Origin of the sequence: Pseudophaeobacter arcticus DSM 23566 (genome assembly GCF_000473205.1) — a bacterium.
Classification (GTDB): domain Bacteria; phylum Pseudomonadota; class Alphaproteobacteria; order Rhodobacterales; family Rhodobacteraceae; genus Pseudophaeobacter; species Pseudophaeobacter arcticus.
Window position 1 is genome coordinate 3,239,753 of the sequence record NZ_KI421507.1, and the last position, 19,136, is coordinate 3,258,888.

General features: G+C 58.5%; 23 protein-coding genes. 8 read left to right on the forward strand and 15 right to left on the reverse strand.

Going from position 1 to position 19,136, the window contains the following annotated elements; all coding sequences use genetic code 11:
- Positions 1-93: 93 nt before the first annotated feature.
- A complete protein-coding gene (locus ARCT_RS0120010) occupies positions 94-900 on the forward strand; it encodes a mechanosensitive ion channel family protein (RefSeq protein WP_027241672.1) in 807 nt (268 codons plus the stop codon).
- Positions 901-976: 76 nt separating this feature from the next.
- Here the strand turns inward: ARCT_RS0120010 and ARCT_RS26590 are convergent, their stop codons facing one another.
- The 4 genes from ARCT_RS26590 to ARCT_RS0120030 form a co-directional block, all read right to left on the reverse strand.
- Positions 977-1,429 carry a hypothetical protein gene (locus tag ARCT_RS26590; RefSeq protein WP_036785201.1) on the reverse strand — a complete coding sequence of 151 codons (453 nt, stop codon included), beginning with the start codon at positions 1,427-1,429 and terminating at the stop codon, positions 977-979.
- Positions 1,430-1,546: 117 nt separating this feature from the next.
- A complete protein-coding gene (locus ARCT_RS0120020) occupies positions 1,547-2,080 on the reverse strand; it encodes a GNAT family N-acetyltransferase (RefSeq protein ID WP_027241673.1) in 534 nt (177 codons plus the stop codon).
- A complete protein-coding gene (locus tag ARCT_RS0120025) occupies positions 2,077-2,526 on the reverse strand; it encodes a YtoQ family protein (RefSeq protein ID WP_027241674.1) in 450 nt (149 codons plus the stop codon). The genes ARCT_RS0120020 and ARCT_RS0120025 overlap by 4 nt, the downstream gene beginning before the upstream one ends.
- A gap of 68 nt (positions 2,527-2,594) precedes the next feature.
- Positions 2,595-3,233 (reverse strand): class I SAM-dependent methyltransferase, encoded by a 639-nt coding sequence (locus ARCT_RS0120030; protein ID WP_027241675.1) that lies wholly within the window; start codon positions 3,231-3,233, stop codon positions 2,595-2,597.
- 87 nt (positions 3,234-3,320) lie between these two features.
- Between ARCT_RS0120030 and ARCT_RS0120035 the strand changes: the two genes are divergently transcribed.
- Positions 3,321-4,199, forward strand: coding sequence for a LysR family transcriptional regulator (locus ARCT_RS0120035; protein ID WP_027241676.1), 879 nt, complete (start codon positions 3,321-3,323; stop codon positions 4,197-4,199).
- A gap of 56 nt (positions 4,200-4,255) precedes the next feature.
- Here the strand turns inward: ARCT_RS0120035 and pheT are convergent, their stop codons facing one another.
- Genes pheT through pheS form a run of 3 tightly spaced genes read right to left on the reverse strand, consistent with a single transcriptional unit; the run spans position 4,256 to position 8,273 of the window.
- Positions 4,256-6,652, reverse strand: coding sequence for a phenylalanine--tRNA ligase subunit beta (pheT, locus tag ARCT_RS0120040; protein ID WP_027241677.1), 2,397 nt, complete (start codon positions 6,650-6,652; stop codon positions 4,256-4,258).
- Positions 6,649-7,203: a hypothetical protein gene (locus ARCT_RS0120045; RefSeq protein ID WP_154665406.1), complete on the reverse strand. Its 555-nt coding sequence runs from the start codon at positions 7,201-7,203 to the stop codon at positions 6,649-6,651. The genes pheT and ARCT_RS0120045 overlap by 4 nt, the downstream gene beginning before the upstream one ends.
- Positions 7,200-8,273: a phenylalanine--tRNA ligase subunit alpha gene (pheS, locus tag ARCT_RS0120050; RefSeq protein WP_027241679.1), complete on the reverse strand. Its 1,074-nt coding sequence runs from the start codon at positions 8,271-8,273 to the stop codon at positions 7,200-7,202. The genes ARCT_RS0120045 and pheS overlap by 4 nt, the downstream gene beginning before the upstream one ends.
- 198 nt (positions 8,274-8,471) lie before the next feature.
- Between pheS and ARCT_RS0120055 the strand changes: the two genes are divergently transcribed.
- Entirely contained in the window at positions 8,472-9,482 is a 1,011-nt protein-coding gene (locus ARCT_RS0120055) for an adenylate/guanylate cyclase domain-containing protein (protein ID WP_027241680.1), read from the forward strand.
- Between the two features lie 201 nt (positions 9,483-9,683).
- Here ARCT_RS0120055 and rcsF read toward each other — a convergent pair whose 3' ends face one another.
- The 6 genes from rcsF to pyk form a co-directional block, all read right to left on the reverse strand.
- The gene (gene rcsF, locus ARCT_RS27260; RefSeq protein ID WP_051360903.1) at positions 9,684-10,067 is read right to left on the reverse strand and encodes an Rcs stress response system protein RcsF; all 384 of its coding nucleotides are present in this window, start codon (positions 10,065-10,067) and stop codon (positions 9,684-9,686) included.
- 45 nt (positions 10,068-10,112) lie between these two features.
- On the reverse strand, positions 10,113-10,379 hold the full coding sequence (locus ARCT_RS0120065) for a hypothetical protein (RefSeq protein ID WP_027241681.1): 267 nt from the start codon (positions 10,377-10,379) through the stop codon (positions 10,113-10,115).
- Positions 10,380-10,599: 220 nt separating this feature from the next.
- Positions 10,600-10,965: a 50S ribosomal protein L20 gene (gene rplT, locus ARCT_RS0120070; RefSeq protein ID WP_027241682.1), complete on the reverse strand. Its 366-nt coding sequence runs from the start codon at positions 10,963-10,965 to the stop codon at positions 10,600-10,602.
- A gap of 14 nt (positions 10,966-10,979) precedes the next feature.
- Complete coding sequence (gene rpmI / locus ARCT_RS0120075; protein ID WP_009809912.1) at positions 10,980-11,180, reverse strand: 50S ribosomal protein L35; 201 nt, start codon at positions 11,178-11,180, stop codon at positions 10,980-10,982.
- 115 nt (positions 11,181-11,295) lie between these two features.
- Positions 11,296-11,517 carry a hypothetical protein gene (locus ARCT_RS0120080; protein WP_027241683.1) on the reverse strand — a complete coding sequence of 74 codons (222 nt, stop codon included), beginning with the start codon at positions 11,515-11,517 and terminating at the stop codon, positions 11,296-11,298.
- Between the two features lie 41 nt (positions 11,518-11,558).
- Positions 11,559-13,004, reverse strand: a complete 1,446-nt coding sequence (gene pyk / locus ARCT_RS0120085) for a pyruvate kinase (protein WP_027241684.1) — start codon at positions 13,002-13,004, stop codon at positions 11,559-11,561.
- Between the two features lie 153 nt (positions 13,005-13,157).
- On the opposite strand from pyk, the gene ARCT_RS0120090 reads away from it, so the two are divergent.
- The 3 genes from ARCT_RS0120090 (at position 13,158) to ARCT_RS0120100 (ending at position 15,289) form a co-directional block, all read left to right on the forward strand.
- The gene (locus ARCT_RS0120090; RefSeq protein WP_027241685.1) at positions 13,158-13,895 is read left to right on the forward strand and encodes an N-formylglutamate amidohydrolase; all 738 of its coding nucleotides are present in this window, start codon (positions 13,158-13,160) and stop codon (positions 13,893-13,895) included.
- 117 nt (positions 13,896-14,012) lie between these two features.
- Entirely contained in the window at positions 14,013-14,327 is a 315-nt protein-coding gene (locus tag ARCT_RS0120095; protein ID WP_027241686.1) for a DUF1244 domain-containing protein, read from the forward strand.
- A 272-nt stretch (positions 14,328-14,599) separates the two neighbouring features.
- On the forward strand, positions 14,600-15,289 hold the full coding sequence (locus ARCT_RS0120100; RefSeq protein WP_240476349.1) for a DODA-type extradiol aromatic ring-opening family dioxygenase: 690 nt from the start codon (positions 14,600-14,602) through the stop codon (positions 15,287-15,289).
- A gap of 51 nt (positions 15,290-15,340) precedes the next feature.
- Here the strand turns inward: ARCT_RS0120100 and ARCT_RS0120105 are convergent, their stop codons facing one another.
- Positions 15,341-16,126, reverse strand: a complete 786-nt coding sequence (locus ARCT_RS0120105; protein WP_036785209.1) for an IclR family transcriptional regulator — start codon at positions 16,124-16,126, stop codon at positions 15,341-15,343.
- A 134-nt stretch (positions 16,127-16,260) separates the two neighbouring features.
- Here ARCT_RS0120105 and ARCT_RS0120110 point away from each other — a divergent pair, with 134 nt between their 5' ends.
- Together ARCT_RS0120110 and ARCT_RS26600 are read left to right on the forward strand one after the other, a co-directional pair.
- Complete coding sequence (locus tag ARCT_RS0120110; RefSeq protein WP_027241689.1) at positions 16,261-16,476, forward strand: hypothetical protein; 216 nt, start codon at positions 16,261-16,263, stop codon at positions 16,474-16,476.
- Positions 16,477-16,605: 129 nt separating this feature from the next.
- A complete protein-coding gene (locus ARCT_RS26600) occupies positions 16,606-18,033 on the forward strand; it encodes a M20 family metallopeptidase (RefSeq protein ID WP_051360907.1) in 1,428 nt (475 codons plus the stop codon).
- A gap of 49 nt (positions 18,034-18,082) precedes the next feature.
- Here ARCT_RS26600 and ARCT_RS0120120 read toward each other — a convergent pair whose 3' ends face one another.
- Positions 18,083-19,102 carry an IS110 family RNA-guided transposase gene (locus ARCT_RS0120120; protein WP_027239017.1) on the reverse strand — a complete coding sequence of 340 codons (1,020 nt, stop codon included), beginning with the start codon at positions 19,100-19,102 and terminating at the stop codon, positions 18,083-18,085.
- Positions 19,103-19,136 lie beyond the last annotated feature (34 nt).

The following is a 19,136-nucleotide window of genomic DNA, read 5'->3' on the forward strand; positions in this document are numbered from 1 at the left end:
TGGGGGCCTTTTCTTGTTGATCTCCCCTTGTCTGGTTTGGCCCAACTGTGCTTGATCCGCGCAAAACCACAAAACCGGAAGAGTGACACAACTATGGAAAATATTATTGAACAGGGTTTTGCCTATTGGCCCATGGTGCTGAACGGCTGCAAGGCGCTGGCCGTTTTGATCATTGGTTGGATGGTCGCCGGAATGGTGAGCAGCGCCATTCGCAAACGGATCAATGCCACCCCGGAAATAGACGCCACGCTTGGCAATTTTGTTGCCAGCATGGTGCGTTGGGTGCTGATTGCCGTTGTCCTGATTGCTGTGCTTGGCATCTTTGGCATCGAAGCCACCAGCCTGGTGGCGATGATGGGCGCGGCCACTCTGGCGATTGGCCTGGCCCTGCAGGGCACGCTGAGCGATCTGGCAGCCGGCTTCATGCTCGTGCTGTTTCGCCCCTATAAGATTGGCCAATACGTCGATATCGGCGGCACCGCCGGCACGGTTGTAGATCTGAACCTGTTTGTGACTGAGCTGGCAACACCGGACAATGTGCAGATCATCATTCCCAATGGGCAGGCCTGGGGCGCGGTGATCACCAACTTCTCGCACCACAAAACCCGCCGTGTTGATCTGGTCTTTGGCATCGACTACGGCGACAGCGCCGATGCGGCCAAAGCAATCATTCTGCAACAGGCCGCCGCAGACAGCCGGATCAAACAGGACCCCGAGCCATGGGTCCGGGTGACCAATCTGGGCGATAGCTCGGTTGATCTGACCACCCGCATCTGGGTGGATGCCGCAGACTACTGGGAGGTGAAATTTGCCATGACCCAGGCGGTCAAAGAAGCCTTCGACACCAAGGGCATCTCGATCCCCTATCCCCATACCGTGGAAATCAAACGCGACGCCTAGCGCTCCCGCCCGTCATCGGGATTTTGAAAAACCCTCTTCCCGTTGGGCCCGGCACCCCGCCTTTGGCGGGGTGCTGTTACGAAAACGGAGGGCGACCACCCAGATTTGTCATGCCATCGGCATCGGAAAAGGCCCAGCGAGAGGCCAGCAACTGGAAGCTTCTGTGGTCCCAACCCGAGACATCCCGCTGAAACCGCGACCGCCAAGAGCCTTCGACATGGACAGGCAGGCGAATTGCATTGACGTCTGGAGGCGTTCTGCCTGCTTTTGCAGCAGCTTGGCTGGCCCGTGCAAACATGGATTTAATCCGGCTCTCAACAGCGAGCGCTTCCTTGGCCCGCCGCCCGGCAAAAATCACAAAGACCTCTCGCCTGTCATTGAGATAGCCCCGAACCACCAGGTCCCCGCGGCTGCTGCGTTTGATATGCGGCACCAAAGAAACCCGGAACTGGCCCAGGTCCTTTTTGAACAGGCCCTGATCTTCACTTCTGTGGGTGATTTCTTTGGATGCGCGTCGACGGTTCTGCATAGGTATTGTCCATTGGAGCCCCAGAAACGGGACTCACCAAGTGTTGGGGTAAGAATGTGCTGCGGCACAGTCTAGGCAGCGCCCGTTAATGAGTGGTATTCAGCAGCGCTGCAGAACTCACCCAATCGCAGATCTTTGGCGGGACATGATCAAAATCTTGTCGTCAAAATAGCTGGCCTCACCGGAGGCCTGATAGCCCTGCTTGGCCGCGACCCGTTGCGAGGCGGCATGTTCAGGCGCAAAGATTGCCACCGTCTGTGGCCAGTCCTGCATCTGGTCGGCCCAATCATGGATGCAGGCCACCGCTTCGCTGGCTATTCCGCGCCCATGGGCCTGCGTCGCAAGAACCCAGCCTGCCTCGGGGACATCTGGCAGCGGTGGCGCGATCTCGCGGCGAAAATTGGCAAAGCCCACCTCCCCCAGGAAGTCGCCGCTGTCCCGATCACAAACCACCCAATAGCCATACCCCAGAGCCTGCCAATGGCCCATGTTGCGCAGCAATCGCGCCCAGGACTGCTCACGGCTGTTGGGGGACCCACCGATGTATTTCACCACCGCCGGGTCCGCCCACAGCGCCGCCACATCATCAAAATCCTGCACCCCATGTGGGCGCAGGATCAGGCGTTCGGTCCGGAGGATTGGCGCCGTCATTTCGGCAGCGAGCCCGTCAGTACATAGGACAGGATTTCCACCACCTGGCGCGGCTCATCCGTCACCGCCAGGGCTGCGGCGTGAACCTCTTTCAGGGCGTGCTGGTGCTCTGGCTGGCTGAGCACAATGATGGATTTCCCCAGCGCCGCCGCATAGCCCGCATCAAAGGCAGCGTTCCACTGTTTGTATTTCTCGCCAAAGCGCACCACCACAACATCCGCATCTTCTATCCCCTTCCGGGTCCGAATTGCGTTCAGCTTTGCGCCCTTGTGGTCATGCCAGAATTTGCTGCCTTCGGCGCCCATGATGGCGACACCGCAATCGTCACTGGCACCGTGATCGGTGACCGGGCTTTGAAAGCTCACATCCAACCCCTTGGCCCCCGCAATGATCTGCTCGCGCCAATCGGTGTGGATTTCACCAGAAAGATAAACCTTGAGTGTCATTTTGCGCTCCCGTTCTATTTTGCTTGCGATAGAAATAGGTCGGATCGCCAATCGGCACCAGAGCCCAATCAGAGGCGGCGTGCCACAATGTAACGCCCCGGCGTCGAAACCGGATAGCTGCCCGTCTCGACCACGGCAAACCCAGCGGCCTCGACCGCATCGTCAAGGCTGGAAATGTCGAAGAAATGTACCGCAGAGCCCGGAGCTTTCCCAAAGAACCGCATCACCGGTATCATTGTCTTGAACAGATAATATTTGGCACTGCCCCGCGCCTCGCCCAGGCAGGGTGTCTTGGATATGAACAGCCCGCCTTTTGGCAAGCGCGACGCCACCACCGCCAGTGCTGCATTCAAGTCAGGCAACAGATGCAAAAGGTTATGCGCCAGTACCACATCAAATGCCCCTTCCGGGGCCTGCGCAACGCTCCCATGGTGAAAACGGATATTATCAACCGCTGCGGCCTTTGCCCGTTCACGACCGATTCCCAGCATTTCCTGTGATAGATCCGACGCCGTGATCTCAGCCACTTGGGGCGCCAGTTCAATTGCCGTCGAGCCAGTGCCGCAGCCCAGTTCGAGAACCCGATCTTCAGGTTTCAGATAGCTGGCTGTGCGCGACAGCGCCTGACGATAGGCAGCCTCATCGCGAATGGCGTCTTTGGCATATTTGGCGGCAATTTTGTCCCAAAAAGGCGCATCCTCATTCATCCGGTCTCTCCTTCTTTTTGCGCAGTCTAGCCATACGGAGAACATATATAAATTGCCAAAAACCGGAGGTTCGATATACAGATATGCATGAATACTCTCGATTGGACCCATATCCGCGCCTTTCTTGCCACGGCCGAAACAGGTTCTCTTTCCGCTGCCGCCCGCCAACTGGGCTTGACCCAGCCGACCCTGTCCCGACAGGTGGCAGCATTGGAAGCGAACCTGGGGCTGATGTTATTTGAACGGCTCGGCCGTAGCCTCGCCTTGACGGATGCCGGGCACGAGCTGCTCCCCCACGGGCGCAAGATGGTAGAGGGTGCCAATGGGCTGAGCCTTGCCGCGAGTGCCCAGGCGCAGTCGATTGAGGGCACAGTCCGTATCACGGCAAGCGATGTGATGTCGGCTTTTGTCTTGCCGCCAGTGTTACATCAACTGCGCCAACAGGCGCCGCGTCTCACCATCGATATCGTCGCCGCCAATGACATTCGCGATCTGATGCGGCGTGAAGCAGACATTGCTATTCGTCACGTCCGGCCAGAGCAACCAGAGCTGATCGCCCGTCTGGTACAGGAAGCCACGGCACATTTTTACGCAGCCCCTAGTTATTTACAACGCCGGGGACGGCCCGAAAGCTTTTCTGCGCTTTCGGCGCATGATTTTGTCAATTTTGGAGATGTGCAGCGCTCGATTGATTTCCTCACGCCTCTCGGTATCGACCTCAGCAAGGACAATTTCAAGATCGGCTCCAACAGTGGGCTGGCCGCCTGGGAACTGGTCCGGCAAGGCTTTGGCATCGGCGCGATGGCCGATGATGTGGTCAAACACTCCAGTGGTGTGGAGCGACTGTTAACAGACCAGCCCCCCCTCCGGTTTCCGGTTTGGCTGACCACCCACCGCGAACTGCACACAAGTCGGCGCATTCGATTGGTCTATGATCTGCTTGCCGACTATTTTTCTGGAAAATAAAAACGCGCCCCGAAAGGCGCGTCTTTGTTGGTACTCTGATGCATTCGAAACGACACTTAACCGCGCAGGGTGCCACCTGTGGCCTTGGTCACCTTGGCGATGATCTTCTCGCTCACCGCCTCGATGTCCTTTTCCTTCAGCGTCTTGTCACTGGGTTGCAGGCGCACGGTCAGGGCCAGGCTCTTTTTGCCCTCGCCCAGCGACCCACCAATGAATTCGTCAAAGATACGAACATCGGTGATCAGCGCCTTATCTGCGCCAGAGGCCGCATTGACCAGTGTCAGCGCCTCGACCTCGGCATCAACCACAAAGGCAAAATCGCGCTCGACTGCTTGTAGATCGCTTTGCCCCAGAGCGGCACGGGTGGCGCCACTCTTGCGTGGCAATGGCACCTCATCCGGCCAGATGGTGAAGGCAACAACCGGACCTTTGATCCCCATGGCAGTGATCACCTTGGGGTGCAGTTCGCCAAAGATGCCCAGCACCTTTTTGGGGCCGAGGCAGATCTTGCCGTGACGGCCAGGATGCCACCAGTCCTGTGCGCCGCGCAGGATCTGCACCTTGGTCGGGGCACCGATGGCGGCCAGAATAGCCTCGATATCCGCCTTGGCGTCAAAGGTATCGACGGCACGCGCAGAGCCATGCACATCCTTGGGGCCGGTACTGCCCACCAGAATGCCCGAGATCAGATTGTGCTGCTCGCCAGGCTCGCCGCCATGAAAGGCCGGGCCAACCTCAAACAGCGCCAGATCCATGAACCCGCGCGCCTGATTGCGCGCTGCCGCCTGCAACAGACCCGGCAGCAAGGCTGGGCGCATATGTGACATTTCCGACGAGATCGGGTTGGCCAGCATGGTGGCGTCATCGCCGCCGCCAAACAGGGCAGCCGAGGCCTGGTCGATAAAGGTGTAGCTGACCACCTCGTTGTAGCCGAGACCAGCTGCGGTGCGCCGGGCCATCTGCTGGCGGCGCTGCTGCGGGGTCATCACCGCCTTGGGGATACCATCCGTGATCCGTGGCAGCGGCTTGCCCTGCAATTTGGTCAATGAGGCAATCCGGGCAACCTCTTCCACCAGATCGGCCTCTCCCTGCACATCAGGGCGCCAGCTGGGCACATTGGCCATATTGCCCTCAAGGCGGAAGCCAAGGCGGGTCAGCGTCTGGCGCTGATCGCTTTCGGGGATATCCATGCCCACCAGCGACTGCACCCGTTCGGCATCCAGTTTATAGGCGCGGGAATGATCGGGCACATCGCCTGCAATCACCACTTCCGATGCCTCACCACCGCAAAGATCCAGAATCATCTGGGTTGCCAGATGCAGGCCCTGGATGGTGAACTCTGGGTCAACGCCGCGCTCAAAACGATAGCGCGCATCCGAGTTGATCTTAAGCGCGCGGCCTGTAAGGGCGATCTGCACGTGATCCCAAAAGGCGCTCTCGAGAAAGACATCCACGGTCTCGTCCGTGCAACCGGTTTCTTCACCGCCCATGATGCCGGCAATGCTTTCGGCGCCGTTGTCATCTGAGATCACCATTTGCCCGGGCGCAAATGTATAGTCTTTCTCATCAAGCGCCTTGATCACTTCACCACCTGCGGCGCGGTGCACCCGCAGATCGCCTGCAACCTTGGCCGCGTCAAAGACATGCAGCGGGCGGTTCTGGTCATAGGTAAAGAAGTTGGTGATATCGACCAGCGCCGAAATCGGCCGCAGACCAATCGCCTTGAGCCGATCCTGCAGCCACTGCGGGCTGGGGCCGTTCTTGACACCCTTGATCAGGCGACCCGAGAACAGCGGACAGCCATCCAGGGTATCGTCATCAATACTCACCTTTATCGGGCAGGGGAAGCTGCCCGCGACGGGCGCAAAGTCTGGGGTTTTCAGCGTGCCAAGTCCCCGGGCGGCCAGATCACGGGCAATACCGTGAATGCCCAGCGCATCGGGGCGGTTTGGCGTGATGGCGATCTCGATCACCGGATCCACCTTGGCGGGCTGGTTTTCCGCCAGCCAGTCGACAAAGCGGTCGCCCACTTCGCCCGAGGGCAGCTCGATAATGCCGTCGTGTTCATCCGACAGTTCCAGCTCGCGCTCGGACGCCATCATGCCAAAGCTTTCCACGCCGCGGATCTTGCCCACGCCAATGGTGATGTCGAGACCGGGGATATACATGCCCGGCTTGCAGACCACCACGGTGATGCCTTCGCGGGCGTTGGGCGCGCCGCAGATGATCTGCATCTCGCCCTCATCCGTGTCCACCTTGCAGACCCGCAGCTTATCTGCATCCGGGTGCTTTTCGGCGTGTTTCACATAGCCCAGGGTAAAATCCTTGAGCCGATCGCCGGGATTGCTGATCTCTTCGACCTCTAGGCCAAGGTCAGTCAGGGTTTCAGCGATCTCATCCACTGATGCGTCAGTGTCGAGGTGATCTTTCAGCCAGGAAAGAGTGAATTTCATCGTTCCAGTTCCTCAACATGGGTAAGGGTAGGGTCAATTTTGGTACCCTCCACTATGTCGTTTCTCATTGCGCGAATTAACTCGCCGCGTGCGTTTCTAATTGGCTCACTAGCTCGAAACATCGCCCGAACATCCTCTTTTGTCGGTTCCCCCTGAAGCTTGTGCAAAAGACGGATCTTTTTCCCATCAGCCCAAAGATGGTCGCCAACATAGGAATTAAGAAGCTTTAGTGACGCTTGGGCGACCTCGTCGGGCGCCATCAAAGAAATTTGCTGATGAGACGGGGCGAGCTTGGACGCCCTCTCCAGCCCTTCATCAGCGTAAGTAAGGTTAGTCTCGCTTAGATTGCTATCCAACACGCGCAGATATTCCTTGTAAACGGCGAGTCGTTCACGACGCAGTTCATCATGCCGCTCTTCTTTGACTTTGAGAAAGTACATCCATAACGCCCCTCCCAAAGCAATAAACGGAGAGAAAATAGTGACTGCAAACTTGGCCCAATCCAACCAGTAAGGGCCTGGAGACATGACTGCAGCCGCAACTTCACTCACCGGCTCAAACCACCATGCAGTGTGGGCACATCCAGGCATTGGAAGCCGTAGTGGCGCAGCCAGCGTAGGTCGGAATCGAAGAAGGCGCGCAGGTCGGGGATGCCGTATTTCAGCATTGCCAGACGGTCGATGCCGATACCAAAGGCAAAGCCCTGGTAGATATCCGGGTCAATACCGCCAGCGGCGATCACCTTGGGGTGCACCATGCCGGAGCCAAGGATCTCCATCCAGTCGTCGCCCTCACCGATTTTCAGCTGGCCATTGTCCCAAGAGCAGCGAATATCGACCTCGGCCGATGGTTCGGTGAAGGGAAAGTGTGACGCGCGGAAGCGCAGCTCGACATCGTCCACTTCAAAGAAGCTTTTGACAAATTCCTCCAGCACCCACTTGAGGTTCGCCATCGAGATGTCCTTGTCCAGCGCCAGGCCTTCGACCTGGTGAAACATCGGCGTGTGGGTCTGGTCATAGTCGGCGCGATAGACACCGCCGGGGCAGATGATGCGCAGGGGCGCGCCCATCTTTTCCATCGAACGGATCTGCACCGGGCTGGTGTGCGTGCGCAGCACATGCGGCGGGCGGTCATCGCCTGTCGCGCGGTGCATGTAGAACGTGTCCATCTCGGCCCGGGCGGGGTGATGGCCGGGGATGTTCAGTGCGTCAAAGTTATACCAGTCAGTATCAATGCGCGGCCCTTCGGCAACGGAAAAGCCCAGCTCGGCAAAGATCGCGGTCAGCTCTTCCTGAGCCTGGCTGATCGGGTGCAGGCTGCCCTGACGCGAGGGGCGGACCGGCAGGGTCACATCCAGCCATTCGGTGCGCAGACGTTCATCCAGCGCCGCATCAGCCAGACCTGCCTTCTTGGCGGTGAGGGCAGAGTTGATTTCATCCTTCAGCGCGTTCAGCGCCGGGCCGGCCACCTGGCGTTCTTCGGGCGTCATCTTGCCCAGCTCGCGCATCTTCAGTGCGACTTCGCCTTTTTTACCAACGGCTGCGACCCGGATGGTCTCCAGCGCGTTTTCATCGGCAGCATCGGCGATCTGCCCTAGATATTTTGCTTTAAGATCGTCCATGACGGTCCCCTGAGTTTTGGCTTATGCCCTGCTACCACAGGTGCGCGCGAAAGCAAGACCATGGCTGCGTTCCGCACCGCCATGATGCGGGCATGACGCGGGTTGAACAGCAACAATTGCCTGGGAAATGGAGTTGCGACTTGCATCCCAGCGTTGCGCGCCCCATCTTTGCATCGCTGGCGTGAGGATTTTGGTGCCGTGTCCCAAAAAGTTATTCGTAAACTGACAACAATTCTGGCCGCTGATGCGCAGTCCTTCAGCACCGCGATGACTCGTGATGAGCTCGGCACCTATACCGATCTGCAGGCTGCGCGGAATGTGTTTTTCAAACTGATCGAACGCCACGGCGGCCGCGTGGCCAATACTGCGGGCGACGGGTTGATCGCGGATTTTCCTTCGGTGGTCGAGGCGGTGCATTGTGCCACCGAGGTACAGCAGGAGCTGACCCAAAAGGACAGCGGTTTGCGCTTTCGCATTGGCCTGCATCTTGGCGATGTGATCTGCGATGGCGATGATCTCATTGGCGAGGGCGTCAATCTGGCAGCCCGGTTGCAGACCATGGCCGACCCCGGCGGGGTTTTGATTTCACAGCAGGTCTATGACCAGGTCCGCAACAAGCTTTCTGTCGGGTTTGAATTCCTGGGTGACAAGCGCCCCCGGAACATGGTCGAAGACATCCCGGTCTACCGCCTGGCGCTTGGCCAGCCAATCAACATCGCCCCAGAGACTGCCTCTGCGGCCCCCAAACGACGCAGCCGTGTGTCACAGGTCTGGAGCGACCCTGAACCTGAGATCCCAACGCCTCTCTCCAGCCCGTCGACCGGTCAACCGCCCCAGTCCCAAGATGATCTCGCCGCTGGGTCCAGTGCCCCCCGTCCCGGCGTGGCGCTATCCCCGCTGGCCAAGGTCAAGCGCCTGCGCTATCTTGGCCTTGGCACAGGCGCTGCGGTGCTGCTCAACATGATCAGCGGCGGCTCGTTCTGGCCGGCCTGGCCCATTGTGACCGCAGCCGGGCTTTACGGGCTTCACAGTGGCGCTGCACTGCTGGGGCAGAACCACATCAAGGGAATTTCCCTGAACCTATGGGTCATCGCCGCCTTTCTGGTCTGCGTAAACCTGATGACCTGGTCTGGCACCCCCTGGGCCCTTTGGCCGCTGTCTGGATTACTGGCGGTCGGCGTTCTGGCACGTAAAAAGCAAACCAGCTAGGGCGCGGTCTATCCAACCCCGCTTGCCAGGGTTTGACAGGGCCAGCCAATCCCCGGGACGCTGCGCAACAGCACCTCGCCCCTGTCATGCCTTTGCCCCGCCATGCCTTTGTCCGCGCATGGAAAAAGCCCGCCCCAAAGGAGCGAGCTTGATACCCCACGCAGACACAAACCCGATCTGCATGGATCAGGTCAATCAGGTCTAGTTCAGCAATTTGACCGCTGTTCCGGTGGATATCCGGCAAGCCCAGCTAAAGGGACAGACCTGGATATTGCCAATCCTCGCATTGATCACCGCATCCGCCTTAAGCTCAGCGGCCTCGACCTGGAGCTTTCTGCGGGCCTGCTCAACTGTTGGATTCGGATGGAAGGCCGTGGCCTTGCCGACCGTGGTGGAGATTTCACCAAGCACTTGGAACTTGCCACCGTTAATTGTGTCCGACACAAGGACCGGCAGCTGATCAACTGGTGTCGCGCTGACCTGCTCAACCGCTTGGGCATCGCGTTCAATTCCAGCAGGATAAGTCATTTGATCGGCGCAACCCGCCAGCATCAGCAGGGGCAACGTCAAAAGAATTCTTTTCATAATAGGTCCTGTTTAATAGGTATCGGGGCTCGGCAAAGGCGCTGATTAGGCCTTTAGGCAAGCGGTAAAGATGGCGTGCTGGCTTTTGGAAAAGACTCCACCCGGCTGAATCCCAGCGGCCTCTTCCGGGGTCATGAACTTGTACAGATCGCCTTTGATCCCTGCCTGTTTCCAACAGGTTTCAATCAAGGCTTTGGTGATCTTGCCCCCTTGATCTTGCACTGGTCTGGCAACAACAGACTCCCCTCCGCCGCTGCTCACGCAACCAGAGAGCAACACAGCTGCAATGACCCACACACCTTTGATGTTCATAATATTTTACCTGCTTCCCTAATGTTCAGTGAGGAACCTATAACAACAAGCGGCGCAAGCAACCTGAAATTGAAATGAACACGCCCAAAGCCACCGCTCAAACTGCAATCCTTACCCACGACATCAACGGTTTAGGCACAGAAAAAGGCCGCCCCAAAGGAGCGGCCTTTCAAATCTGCAAAGCTGTAACAGCCTTAGGCTGCCAGCTCAGGTTGCCAGCTTACGCTGCCAGAGCGGACTGGGCCTGGCGCACGATGGCACCAAAGGCTTCGGGCTCGTGTACGGCCAGGTCGGCCAGAACTTTACGGTCAACTTCGATACCGGCCAGGTTCAGACCGTTGATGAAGCGGCTGTATGTCAGCGCTTCGTCGTGGCTGCGGACGGCGGCGTTGATACGCTGGATCCACAGAGCGCGGAAGTTACGCTTGCGCGCCTTCCGGTCACGTGTTGCGTATTGATTTGCCTTGTCGACGGCCTGACGGGCGACTTTAAAGGTGCTCTTGCGGCGGCCATAATAACCTTTGGCTGCCTTGATGACCTTCTTGTGACGGGCGTGGGTTACGGTACCACCTTTAACGCGGGACATATCTCAAACTCCTCTTAGCGATCGTAGGGCATATAGCCCTTGACGATTTTGGCGTCGGGAGCGGAGAGCTCCGAGGTGCCGCGTGCGTTACGGATGAATTTCTTGGTGCGTTTGATCATGCCGTGCTGTTTGCCGGCCTGAGCAGCCAGGACCTTACCGGTCGCTGTCACCTTGAAGCGCTTTTTGGCGCTCGATTTGGTCTTCATTTTGGGCATTTCCGTCTCCTTCAATGCGGGTTCGGTCTATGCGCGACTCGGCATGCCACTTCCGGCCGGCCACGCGAACAGGAGGGCCATGTACGAAAGCTGCTGCCAAAGGGCAAGCGAATTATCAGAAGAAACGTCCCAAAACTGAGAAAAAGACATCCGGGATCTGTTCCAACCGGTAGCCACCGGGATGAAAGATCATCGCATAGGCAATCAAACCCACCCCCGCGAGCAGAAAAACGCTGGACACGCGCGGCGGATGGGTCTCGCTCAAGGCCGACAGGATAGAGGGTATGGATAGTCCGCCCAGGACAATCCCCAGGATCAACGCCAGATCAGTATCCATGTAACCCTCTCACAACAGACTAATACAGTACTGCTGCGAGGTTACTCCGGGTCTGTGCTGTAAATCAAACGTTCATCACAGGGGGCCACCCGCAGGATATTGGTGGTGCCGGGCACATTAAAGGGCACCCCGGCAGTGACCACAATCTGATCGGTTTCGCTGGCAAAGCCACCGGCGCGGGCAGCCCGTGCCGCGCTCACAACGGCGCCCTTGAAACGCCCCTGTTCAGAGGTCAGCACACAGTGGCAGCCCCAGCTCAACGCCAGCCGCCTGGCGGTGCGTGGCAGTGGCGTCAGCGCGATGATCGGCACACCTGGGCGTTCGCGCGCGGTCAGCAAGGCGGTGGTGCCGCTTTGGGTAAAGCAGCAGATTGCCTTGATCTCGGTCTTTTCGGCAATCTCGCGGGCGGCAGCCACGATGGCATCCGCCACGGTGTCGCCCTTGGCAGAGCGCGAGGCGGCGATGATCTGTGCATAGGTCGGATCGGCCTCGACCTCGACCGCAACCCGGTCCATGGTCTGTACGGCCTCGACGGGATAGCTGCCCGCCGCTGATTCAGCGCTCAGCATGATGGCATCGGTGCCCTCGTAGATCGCCGTGGCGACATCCGAAACCTCTGCCCGGGTTGGCATTGGGCTGTCGATCATGCTTTCCAGCATCTGGGTCGCGACAATCACCGGCTTGGCCGCAGCGCGGCATTTGCGGACCAGACGCTTCTGGATCGGTGGCACCGCCGCCACGGGCAGTTCGACCCCCAGATCCCCGCGCGCCACCATGATGCCATCCGAGGCATCGAGAATTTCACTAAACCGTTCCACAGCCGAAGGTTTTTCGATCTTGGAGAGCACCGCCGCGCGGCCATCCGCCAGCCCCTTGGCCTCGAACACATCCTTGGCCCGCTGCACAAAGGAGAGCGCCAGCCAGTCCACCCCCAGACCACAGGCAAACTCCAGATCCGCCCGGTCTTTTTCCGACAGCGCCGCCAGGGGCAGCTCGACATCTGGCACATTGACGCCCTTGCGGTTGGAGATGGTGCCGCCGATCACCACTTCGCAGTCAGCAAAGTCAGCGCCACAACGCACCACCTTGAGGCGGATCTTGCCATCGTTGACCAAAAGATGCGCGCCCGGCTCCAAAGCGGCAAAAATCTCTGGATGCGGCAGACAGACCCGAGAGAGATCGCCTTCTGCCCCGTCCAGATCCATCCGGAAAGCCGCTCCTGGAACCAGCTCCTCTTCGCCCTTGGCAAAGACACCAACCCGCAGTTTTGGCCCCTGAAGATCCGCCAGAATTCCGATAGAGCGGCCCAGGTCCTGTTCAACCTGACGAATGATGGCATGTTTTTCTGCAATCTCAGCCTGGGTGCCGTGGGACATATTCAAACGGAACACATCGGCGCCGGCCTCAAACAGCGCCCGAATGGTCTCGTAGGTGTCCGATGCGGGCCCCAGAGTGGCGACAATCTTTACATTGCGCGAGCGTTTCATCAGGTCTCTCCTTTTGGGCATATCATGGGCCACCGTGCGAACATGTGGCCATAAAGCAAATGTTACCGCAAACAGCATTTGGGGCGGTTATCGCTCAATTCCCATTCTGCTGCAACTGCAGTATGGCTATTCCCAACAACAGGCGACAAATCCATGACATACAGTCCATTTATTATCCAAGGGGGCGATCGCCCCGGCCGCTGGCTCATCACCTGCGATCATGCCAGCAATGTGGTGCCGCCCTTTGTCGGCGGTGGCGACCTCGGCCTGCCAGAGACCGACATGCGCCGCCACATCGCCTATGATCCGGGCGCGCTGGCGGTAAGCACTTTGCTGGGAGAGTACCTGGACGCCCCGGTTGTGGCCTCAAATTTCTCCCGCCTGGTAATCGACCCCAATCGGGGCGAAGATGATCCAACCCTGCTGATGCAGCTCTATGACGGGACAATCATCCCCGCCAATCGCCACGCCGATGAGGCCGAACGCGAGAGCCGCCTTGCCCGCTGTTATCGCCCCTATCATGCGGCCCTGGCCGAATTGGCCGCACGGCCTGATACCGTGATTATCTCGGTGCATTCCTTTACGCCGCAGCTGCGTGGCCGCACGCCGCGCCCCTGGGAGATCGGCATCCTGCATCCAGAAGGTGAGCGGTTCTCCCCCTGTCTGATCGCCGCGCTACAGGCCGGCGGTGATCTTTGCGTCGGTATCAACGAACCCTATACCGGCTATCTGCCGGGAGATGCGATTGACACCCATGCCACCAAGATGGGCCGCCCCAATACCCTGATCGAGCTGCGCAACGATCTGATTGCCGATGACGCCGGGCAGCAGCTCTGGGCCGAGCGGTTGGCAGACTCCCTGCCACAGGCCTTGATTGCCTCGGGTCTGTAGCGCCCCCTCAGCGCAGATTGTGAGGCAACATTGTACCCCTTGGGCTGGATTGCTAGAACATTACAGGACGCCAGCACAAATCAGGAGCCCCAAATGAACAAGCAGATCGACCCACAGATCGACCCACAGACCGAGATCGAACTCCAGGCCGCCGCCTTTCGCCGCTTGCAAAAGCACCTGATGGAAGACCGCACCGATGTGCAGAACATCGACATGATGAACCTGGCAGGGTTTTGTCGCAACTGCCTGAGCCGCTGGTATCAGGAAGCCGCCAATGAACGCGGCATCGAAATGGGCAAAGTGGAAGCCCGCGAGATCTACTATGGCATGACCATGGATGAGTGGAAAACCACCTACCAAACCGAGGCCAGCCCGGAAAAACAGGCCAAATTCGAAGTCGCCTTCAAAGAGAACGTGACTGATAAGAGCTAGGGGAAAGCGCCCCTTTGCACCAATCCACTGGCGCGGTCGCACACAGCTCCTGTGCGGCCAGGGACATGTAAACGGGAGTGGGCGGGGCCTAGGTTGTCGGCACAGGTTGATCATCCCGGAGAAGACCCATGCCCCAGGCCACGCCCCAGCCCACCGTCAAAATACCCACCGCCAAAATGCCCAGCTATTTCATTTCTCACGGGGGTGGCCCCTGGCCCTGGATTCCCGATTGGCGGGCTCAGTTCGCGCCACTAGAAGCCTCCCTCGCCGACATGCCCACACAATTGCCAGACCGCCCCAAGGCCGTGCTGATGATCTCTGGCCACTGGGAAAGCGATTGTTTTGCGGTCATATCCGCCGCCAGGCCGCCAATGGTTTATGACTATTCCGGCTTCCCAGCCGAAACCTATGAGATCACCTACCCAGCCCCCGGCGCGCCAGATCTCGCCAAACGCGTCGCGGATCTCATCGAACAGGCGGGGCTGCCCAGCAGATTGGATCCGGAAATGGGGTTTGACCACGGCTGTTTTGTCCCCATGGCCGTCATGTATCCCGAGGCCGATATCCCCCTGTTTCAGGTCTCCCTGCGCCATGGTTATGACCCGGAACAGCATTTCAGGTTGGGCCGAGCCCTGGCGCCGCTGCGCGACGAAGGCGTTCTGATCATCGGCTCCGGGCTCAGCTATCACAACCTCGGTCTGTTTGGCCCCGCTGCCAAACAGCCCTCGCTGCAGTTCGATGCCTGGCTCGACGCGACTCTGGCCCTGCCTCAACCGGCGCGCACCGCTGCGCTGCTGGACTGGGAGCAAGCGCCCGCAGCCCGAATATGCCATGCCAAAGAAGACCACTTTGCACCGATCTTTGCCGCCCTGGGTGCAGCCGAAGACGCGCAGGCACTGCGGATCTATCACCAAGATGGCATCTTTGGTGGCGTAACCGCCTCTGGCTATCGCTTCGGCTGACCTCACCGGGTCCATTTTGGCCTCTGGCCCCTCTAGGGAGGCGGTCGCCTTTCAGCCTCTGATGTGGGGCGCGATGCTGTCGGCCGCCTCAATAATATAGGGCAGGATCTCCTGCTCGATTTTCTCGATACTCCACATCCGGGTTGAAACCGAACATTGAATGGCGGCAAAGGCCTGGCCATTTGGTCCCTTGATGGGGGCCGCAATACCGGTCTGGGACAGGATCGACTGATCCTGCGTCATTGCAAACCCGTTGGCCTCTGCTTCGTCGACGATCTTGACGATACTGTCGCGATCCATGTTTGTGCGCGGTGTCATTTGCGGCAGCGGCCATGTTGCGATCATTTTGTCGCGCGTCTCCTTGGGCAGGGTCGACAAAACGGCACGTCCCGCCGCAGAGCTCAGGGCGGGCAACCGACGGCCAACAATTGTCGACGCAAATTGGCCACTGCGGCCGGGAACCCGGCTGACATAAAGAATGTGATCCCCCGACAATTCAGCAAGGTTCACGGTTGCATCCAGCTGGTGCGATAATTCAATCAGCTTGGGCATGGCCAGCCGAACCAGAGGGTTCGACCAGAAATAGGCATAGGCCATCTCCAGCCAGGCATGTGACGGCCGATAGCGTTTGGTCGCCGGATCTTTGTCCAGCATGCCTTCCAGGTGCAGGGTATTTGCCAGCCGCTGCGCGGCGCTTTTCTCCAAACCGGTTCGTTTCACCAGCTCACTCAGGGACAGTTCGGTCGCGGTTTCATCAAAGGCGCGCAGAATTCTGAGCCCCTTGGCCAAAGAGCCTACATAAAGAGTGTTTTGTTTTTCAGGCACTTGAGCCGGCATAGCGAGGCTTCTTTTGGTTGGGGCAAATTTTGCTTGACGCAACAGATTATATAAAGAGTATTTTGGATAATAAATGATACTTAGCATTATAATATAATACAACAAAAATCCAACGTCCCTGCCGGGAGCGATCAATGAAAACCGCCGAAAAGATTGACGACTTTACCCTATGTATCCATCTCAAAGCGACCTTGCTGGACTCGGTGCTGACACCGCAACCGGACATGGAGGTCCCCGACACTCATCCTGGCATCGCCTTTGCCCCCCCGATTGCCCCCCCCTCTCGGGCCGTCATTTCCATCCACGCAGTACAGCGGCAAGCGGCCGATGCAAGACGACCACCCCAGTGAGGCAGTTCACGTCACATAGTCGCATAAAATGTCGCCTGCATGATCCCCATTCTGCCATGCCGTCAAATGAACCGGCATGATGCGCCGCCCTTTGCACCACCAGCAGACCAAGAAACGGAAACAGCCTAAATGACCCGTAATGACGCCCTAAACCAAGCGACCGAGTATTTTGAAACCGGGCGGCTGCAGTCCGATCTGGCCGCACTGGTGGCCTATCGCAGTGAAAGCCAGAACCCGGATCAGGCTCTGGTGCTGGATCAATACCTGCAGGAAGCCATTCAACCCCGGCTTGAGGCCATGGGCTTTATCTGTACGATTCACCAAAACCCAAGTTCAAAGATCGCCGGAGGCCCATTATTGCTAGGGGTACGGATCGAAGACCCCAGCCTGCCGACAGTGCTGACCTATGGCCATGGCGATGTGATCTGGGGGCAGGAAGGCGAATGGCGCGACGGGCTCACCCCGTTTGAGCTGACCGAAGAGGATGACCGTCTGTATGGCCGTGGGACGGCCGATAACAAGGTGCAGCATCTGGTCAATATCGCGGCGCTTGAATCTGTTCTGGCCGTGCGCGGCAAGCTTGGCTTTAACGTCAAAATCGTCCTGGAAATGAGCGAAGAAATCGGCTCGCCTGGCCTGGCCGAAATGATGGACAAGCACCGGGACACTATGGCGGCGGATGTTCTGATTGCCTCTGACGGACCACGACTAAGCGCCGAGCGACCCACAATGTTCATGGGCGCACGCGGCGGAATCAGCTTTGATCTGGTGGTGGATCTGCGCAAAGGCGCGCATCATTCAGGCAATTGGGGCGGGCTGCTGGCTGATCCCGCTATCATCCTGGCCCAGGCTTTGGCCAGCATCACTGATGCACGCGGCCAGTTGCAGATCCCCGAATGGCGCCCGACAAGCCTGACCCCAAAAATACGCGAAGCCCTGCGTGATTTGCCCGTGGGCACCGACAAGGAACCCACCGTCGACACCGATTGGGGTGAAGCAGGCCTAACGCCAGCCGAACGCGCCTATGGCTGGAACAGTTTTACGATCCTGGCGATGAAAGCAGGACTCCCCGAAGCCCCGGTCAATGCCATCGCCCCAATGGCCTGGGCGCGGTGTCAGCTGCGCTATGTGGTTGGCACCGACATTGAACAAACGCTCCCGGCCCTGCGGCGCCACCTGGATGCAAAAGGATTCGACAAGGTTCAGATCAGACCTTTGGACAAAGCCGTGTTTGGTGCCACCCGGTTAGACCCCGACCACCCTTGGGTGACCTATGTGCAGGCCTCTCTCAAGGAGACAACGGGCAAGGATCCGCATGTTCTGCCCAATCTGGCCGGGTCGCTGCCCAATGACTTCTGTGGGTGGCTCCTGCATTGCAAGCGTTTTCTGTCGGTATTTGCGGTCATTTTCGTCAGTACTGTCGTCTGTCCGGCCTGTTTATGTTTTGGCATTGCCTCCACTGGCCCTAATGAATTCCGCGAGCGAGGTTCCAATCGGCTTATCGACCTCAGAGGGCCGCAGCCATTCCCGGAGTGTCCTTGCTCTTGGTTGACTTAAGTCCGCATCATTACTTCAACGTCTTGCATCTGGTAGGCAGTCGGCGCGGTTAGAACGCGGGCTGCCTGTATTCCTGTTTCTTTGTGAGCATCGCCCAGATGGAACGCGCTGCCTTGTTCGCCATCGCGACGGTTGCCAGCCGGAACGGTTTCTCCGCGATGATCTTCGCCGTCCACAGATCGACTTTTTCAGGTGAGCGCTTCGCCATTACGGCGCGAGACGTCATGCCCACGACCAGAAGCTTGCGAATGTAGCGGTCGCCAGCCTTTGTGATCTTGCCCAATCGCTCCTTGCCGCCGCTGGATTTGTTGAGCGGGGTCAGCCCCAGCCAAGCCGCTAGATCGCGCCCGGTGCGGAATTGTTTTGCGTCCCCGATCGTAGCGACAATGGCCGATGCTGTTATTGGCCCAATTCCTGGCATGCGCATCAATCTGCGCGCATTAGCATTTAGCAGAGCATGTTGCTCGATCATCTTGGAATAGCCAGAGATGCGTTCGTTCAGGCCGATGAATTGGTAGCACTGTATCCCGAGCATCCCGTTCGCGATCTCAGGCATGTCCGGGTGATCACCGTCAAGGTGGCGCTTCGCAAAGGCCGTTACCGCTTCGATCCCGATAGGCAAGATATGCCCGAACTCGCGCAACAGGCTGCGGATCATATTGGCCAGCTGGGTGCGCTGCCGGACTGCCAGATCCCGCGTGCGGTGGATCGATAGAATAGCCTGTTGATCCTCGGTCTTGATCTCGACAAAGCGCATCGTCGGGCGCCTGACGGCTTCGCAAATTGCCTCCGCGTCCACCGCATCTGTCTTTCCGCGTTTGACATAAGGCTTTACATAGTTCGCAGGCATCAACCTGACATCGTGACCAAGTTTGCGCAGTGTGCGCCCCCAATGGTGCGCTGATCCACAGGCCTCCATTCCGACCATACAAGGCGGCAGCGTCTCGAAGAACGCCAATAGCTTCGCACGCTTGATCGCCTTGTTGAAGATCACGCGACCATTCTCGGAAATACCGTGAACTTGAAAAACATCCTTGGCCAAATCTAGGCCGACTGTCTTAACTGTCATTGGGTGGCTCCTTTCCTAGCAGTTGATGATAATT

Excerpts from the sequence above, each read along its gene's own strand:
- ARCT_RS0120010 (WP_027241672.1), top strand. The coding sequence starts at position 94 with ATGGAAAATATTATTGAACAGGGTTTTGCCTATTGGCCCATGGTGCTG.
- ARCT_RS26590 (WP_036785201.1), bottom strand. The coding sequence starts at position 1,429 with ATGCAGAACCGTCGACGCGCATCCAAAGAAATCACCCACAGAAGTGAA.
- ARCT_RS0120020 (WP_027241673.1), bottom strand. The coding sequence starts at position 2,080 with ATGACGGCGCCAATCCTCCGGACCGAACGCCTGATCCTGCGCCCACAT.
- ARCT_RS0120025 (WP_027241674.1), bottom strand. The coding sequence starts at position 2,526 with ATGACACTCAAGGTTTATCTTTCTGGTGAAATCCACACCGATTGGCGC.
- ARCT_RS0120030 (WP_027241675.1), bottom strand. The coding sequence starts at position 3,233 with ATGAATGAGGATGCGCCTTTTTGGGACAAAATTGCCGCCAAATATGCC.
- ARCT_RS0120035 (WP_027241676.1), top strand. The coding sequence starts at position 3,321 with ATGAATACTCTCGATTGGACCCATATCCGCGCCTTTCTTGCCACGGCC.
- pheT (WP_027241677.1), bottom strand. The coding sequence starts at position 6,652 with ATGAAATTCACTCTTTCCTGGCTGAAAGATCACCTCGACACTGACGCA.
- pheS (WP_027241679.1), bottom strand. The coding sequence starts at position 8,273 with ATGGACGATCTTAAAGCAAAATATCTAGGGCAGATCGCCGATGCTGCC.
- rcsF (WP_051360903.1), bottom strand. The coding sequence starts at position 10,067 with ATGAAAAGAATTCTTTTGACGTTGCCCCTGCTGATGCTGGCGGGTTGC.
- ARCT_RS0120065 (WP_027241681.1), bottom strand. The coding sequence starts at position 10,379 with ATGAACATCAAAGGTGTGTGGGTCATTGCAGCTGTGTTGCTCTCTGGT.
- rplT (WP_027241682.1), bottom strand. The coding sequence starts at position 10,965 with ATGTCCCGCGTTAAAGGTGGTACCGTAACCCACGCCCGTCACAAGAAG.
- rpmI (WP_009809912.1), bottom strand. The coding sequence starts at position 11,180 with ATGCCCAAAATGAAGACCAAATCGAGCGCCAAAAAGCGCTTCAAGGTG.
- ARCT_RS0120080 (WP_027241683.1), bottom strand. The coding sequence starts at position 11,517 with ATGGATACTGATCTGGCGTTGATCCTGGGGATTGTCCTGGGCGGACTA.
- pyk (WP_027241684.1), bottom strand. The coding sequence starts at position 13,004 with ATGAAACGCTCGCGCAATGTAAAGATTGTCGCCACTCTGGGGCCCGCA.
- ARCT_RS0120090 (WP_027241685.1), top strand. The coding sequence starts at position 13,158 with ATGACATACAGTCCATTTATTATCCAAGGGGGCGATCGCCCCGGCCGC.
- ARCT_RS0120100 (WP_240476349.1), top strand. The coding sequence starts at position 14,600 with ATGCCCACACAATTGCCAGACCGCCCCAAGGCCGTGCTGATGATCTCT.
- ARCT_RS0120105 (WP_036785209.1), bottom strand. The coding sequence starts at position 16,126 with ATGCCGGCTCAAGTGCCTGAAAAACAAAACACTCTTTATGTAGGCTCT.
- ARCT_RS0120110 (WP_027241689.1), top strand. The coding sequence starts at position 16,261 with ATGAAAACCGCCGAAAAGATTGACGACTTTACCCTATGTATCCATCTC.
- ARCT_RS26600 (WP_051360907.1), top strand. The coding sequence starts at position 16,606 with ATGACCCGTAATGACGCCCTAAACCAAGCGACCGAGTATTTTGAAACC.
- ARCT_RS0120120 (WP_027239017.1), bottom strand. The coding sequence starts at position 19,102 with ATGACAGTTAAGACAGTCGGCCTAGATTTGGCCAAGGATGTTTTTCAA.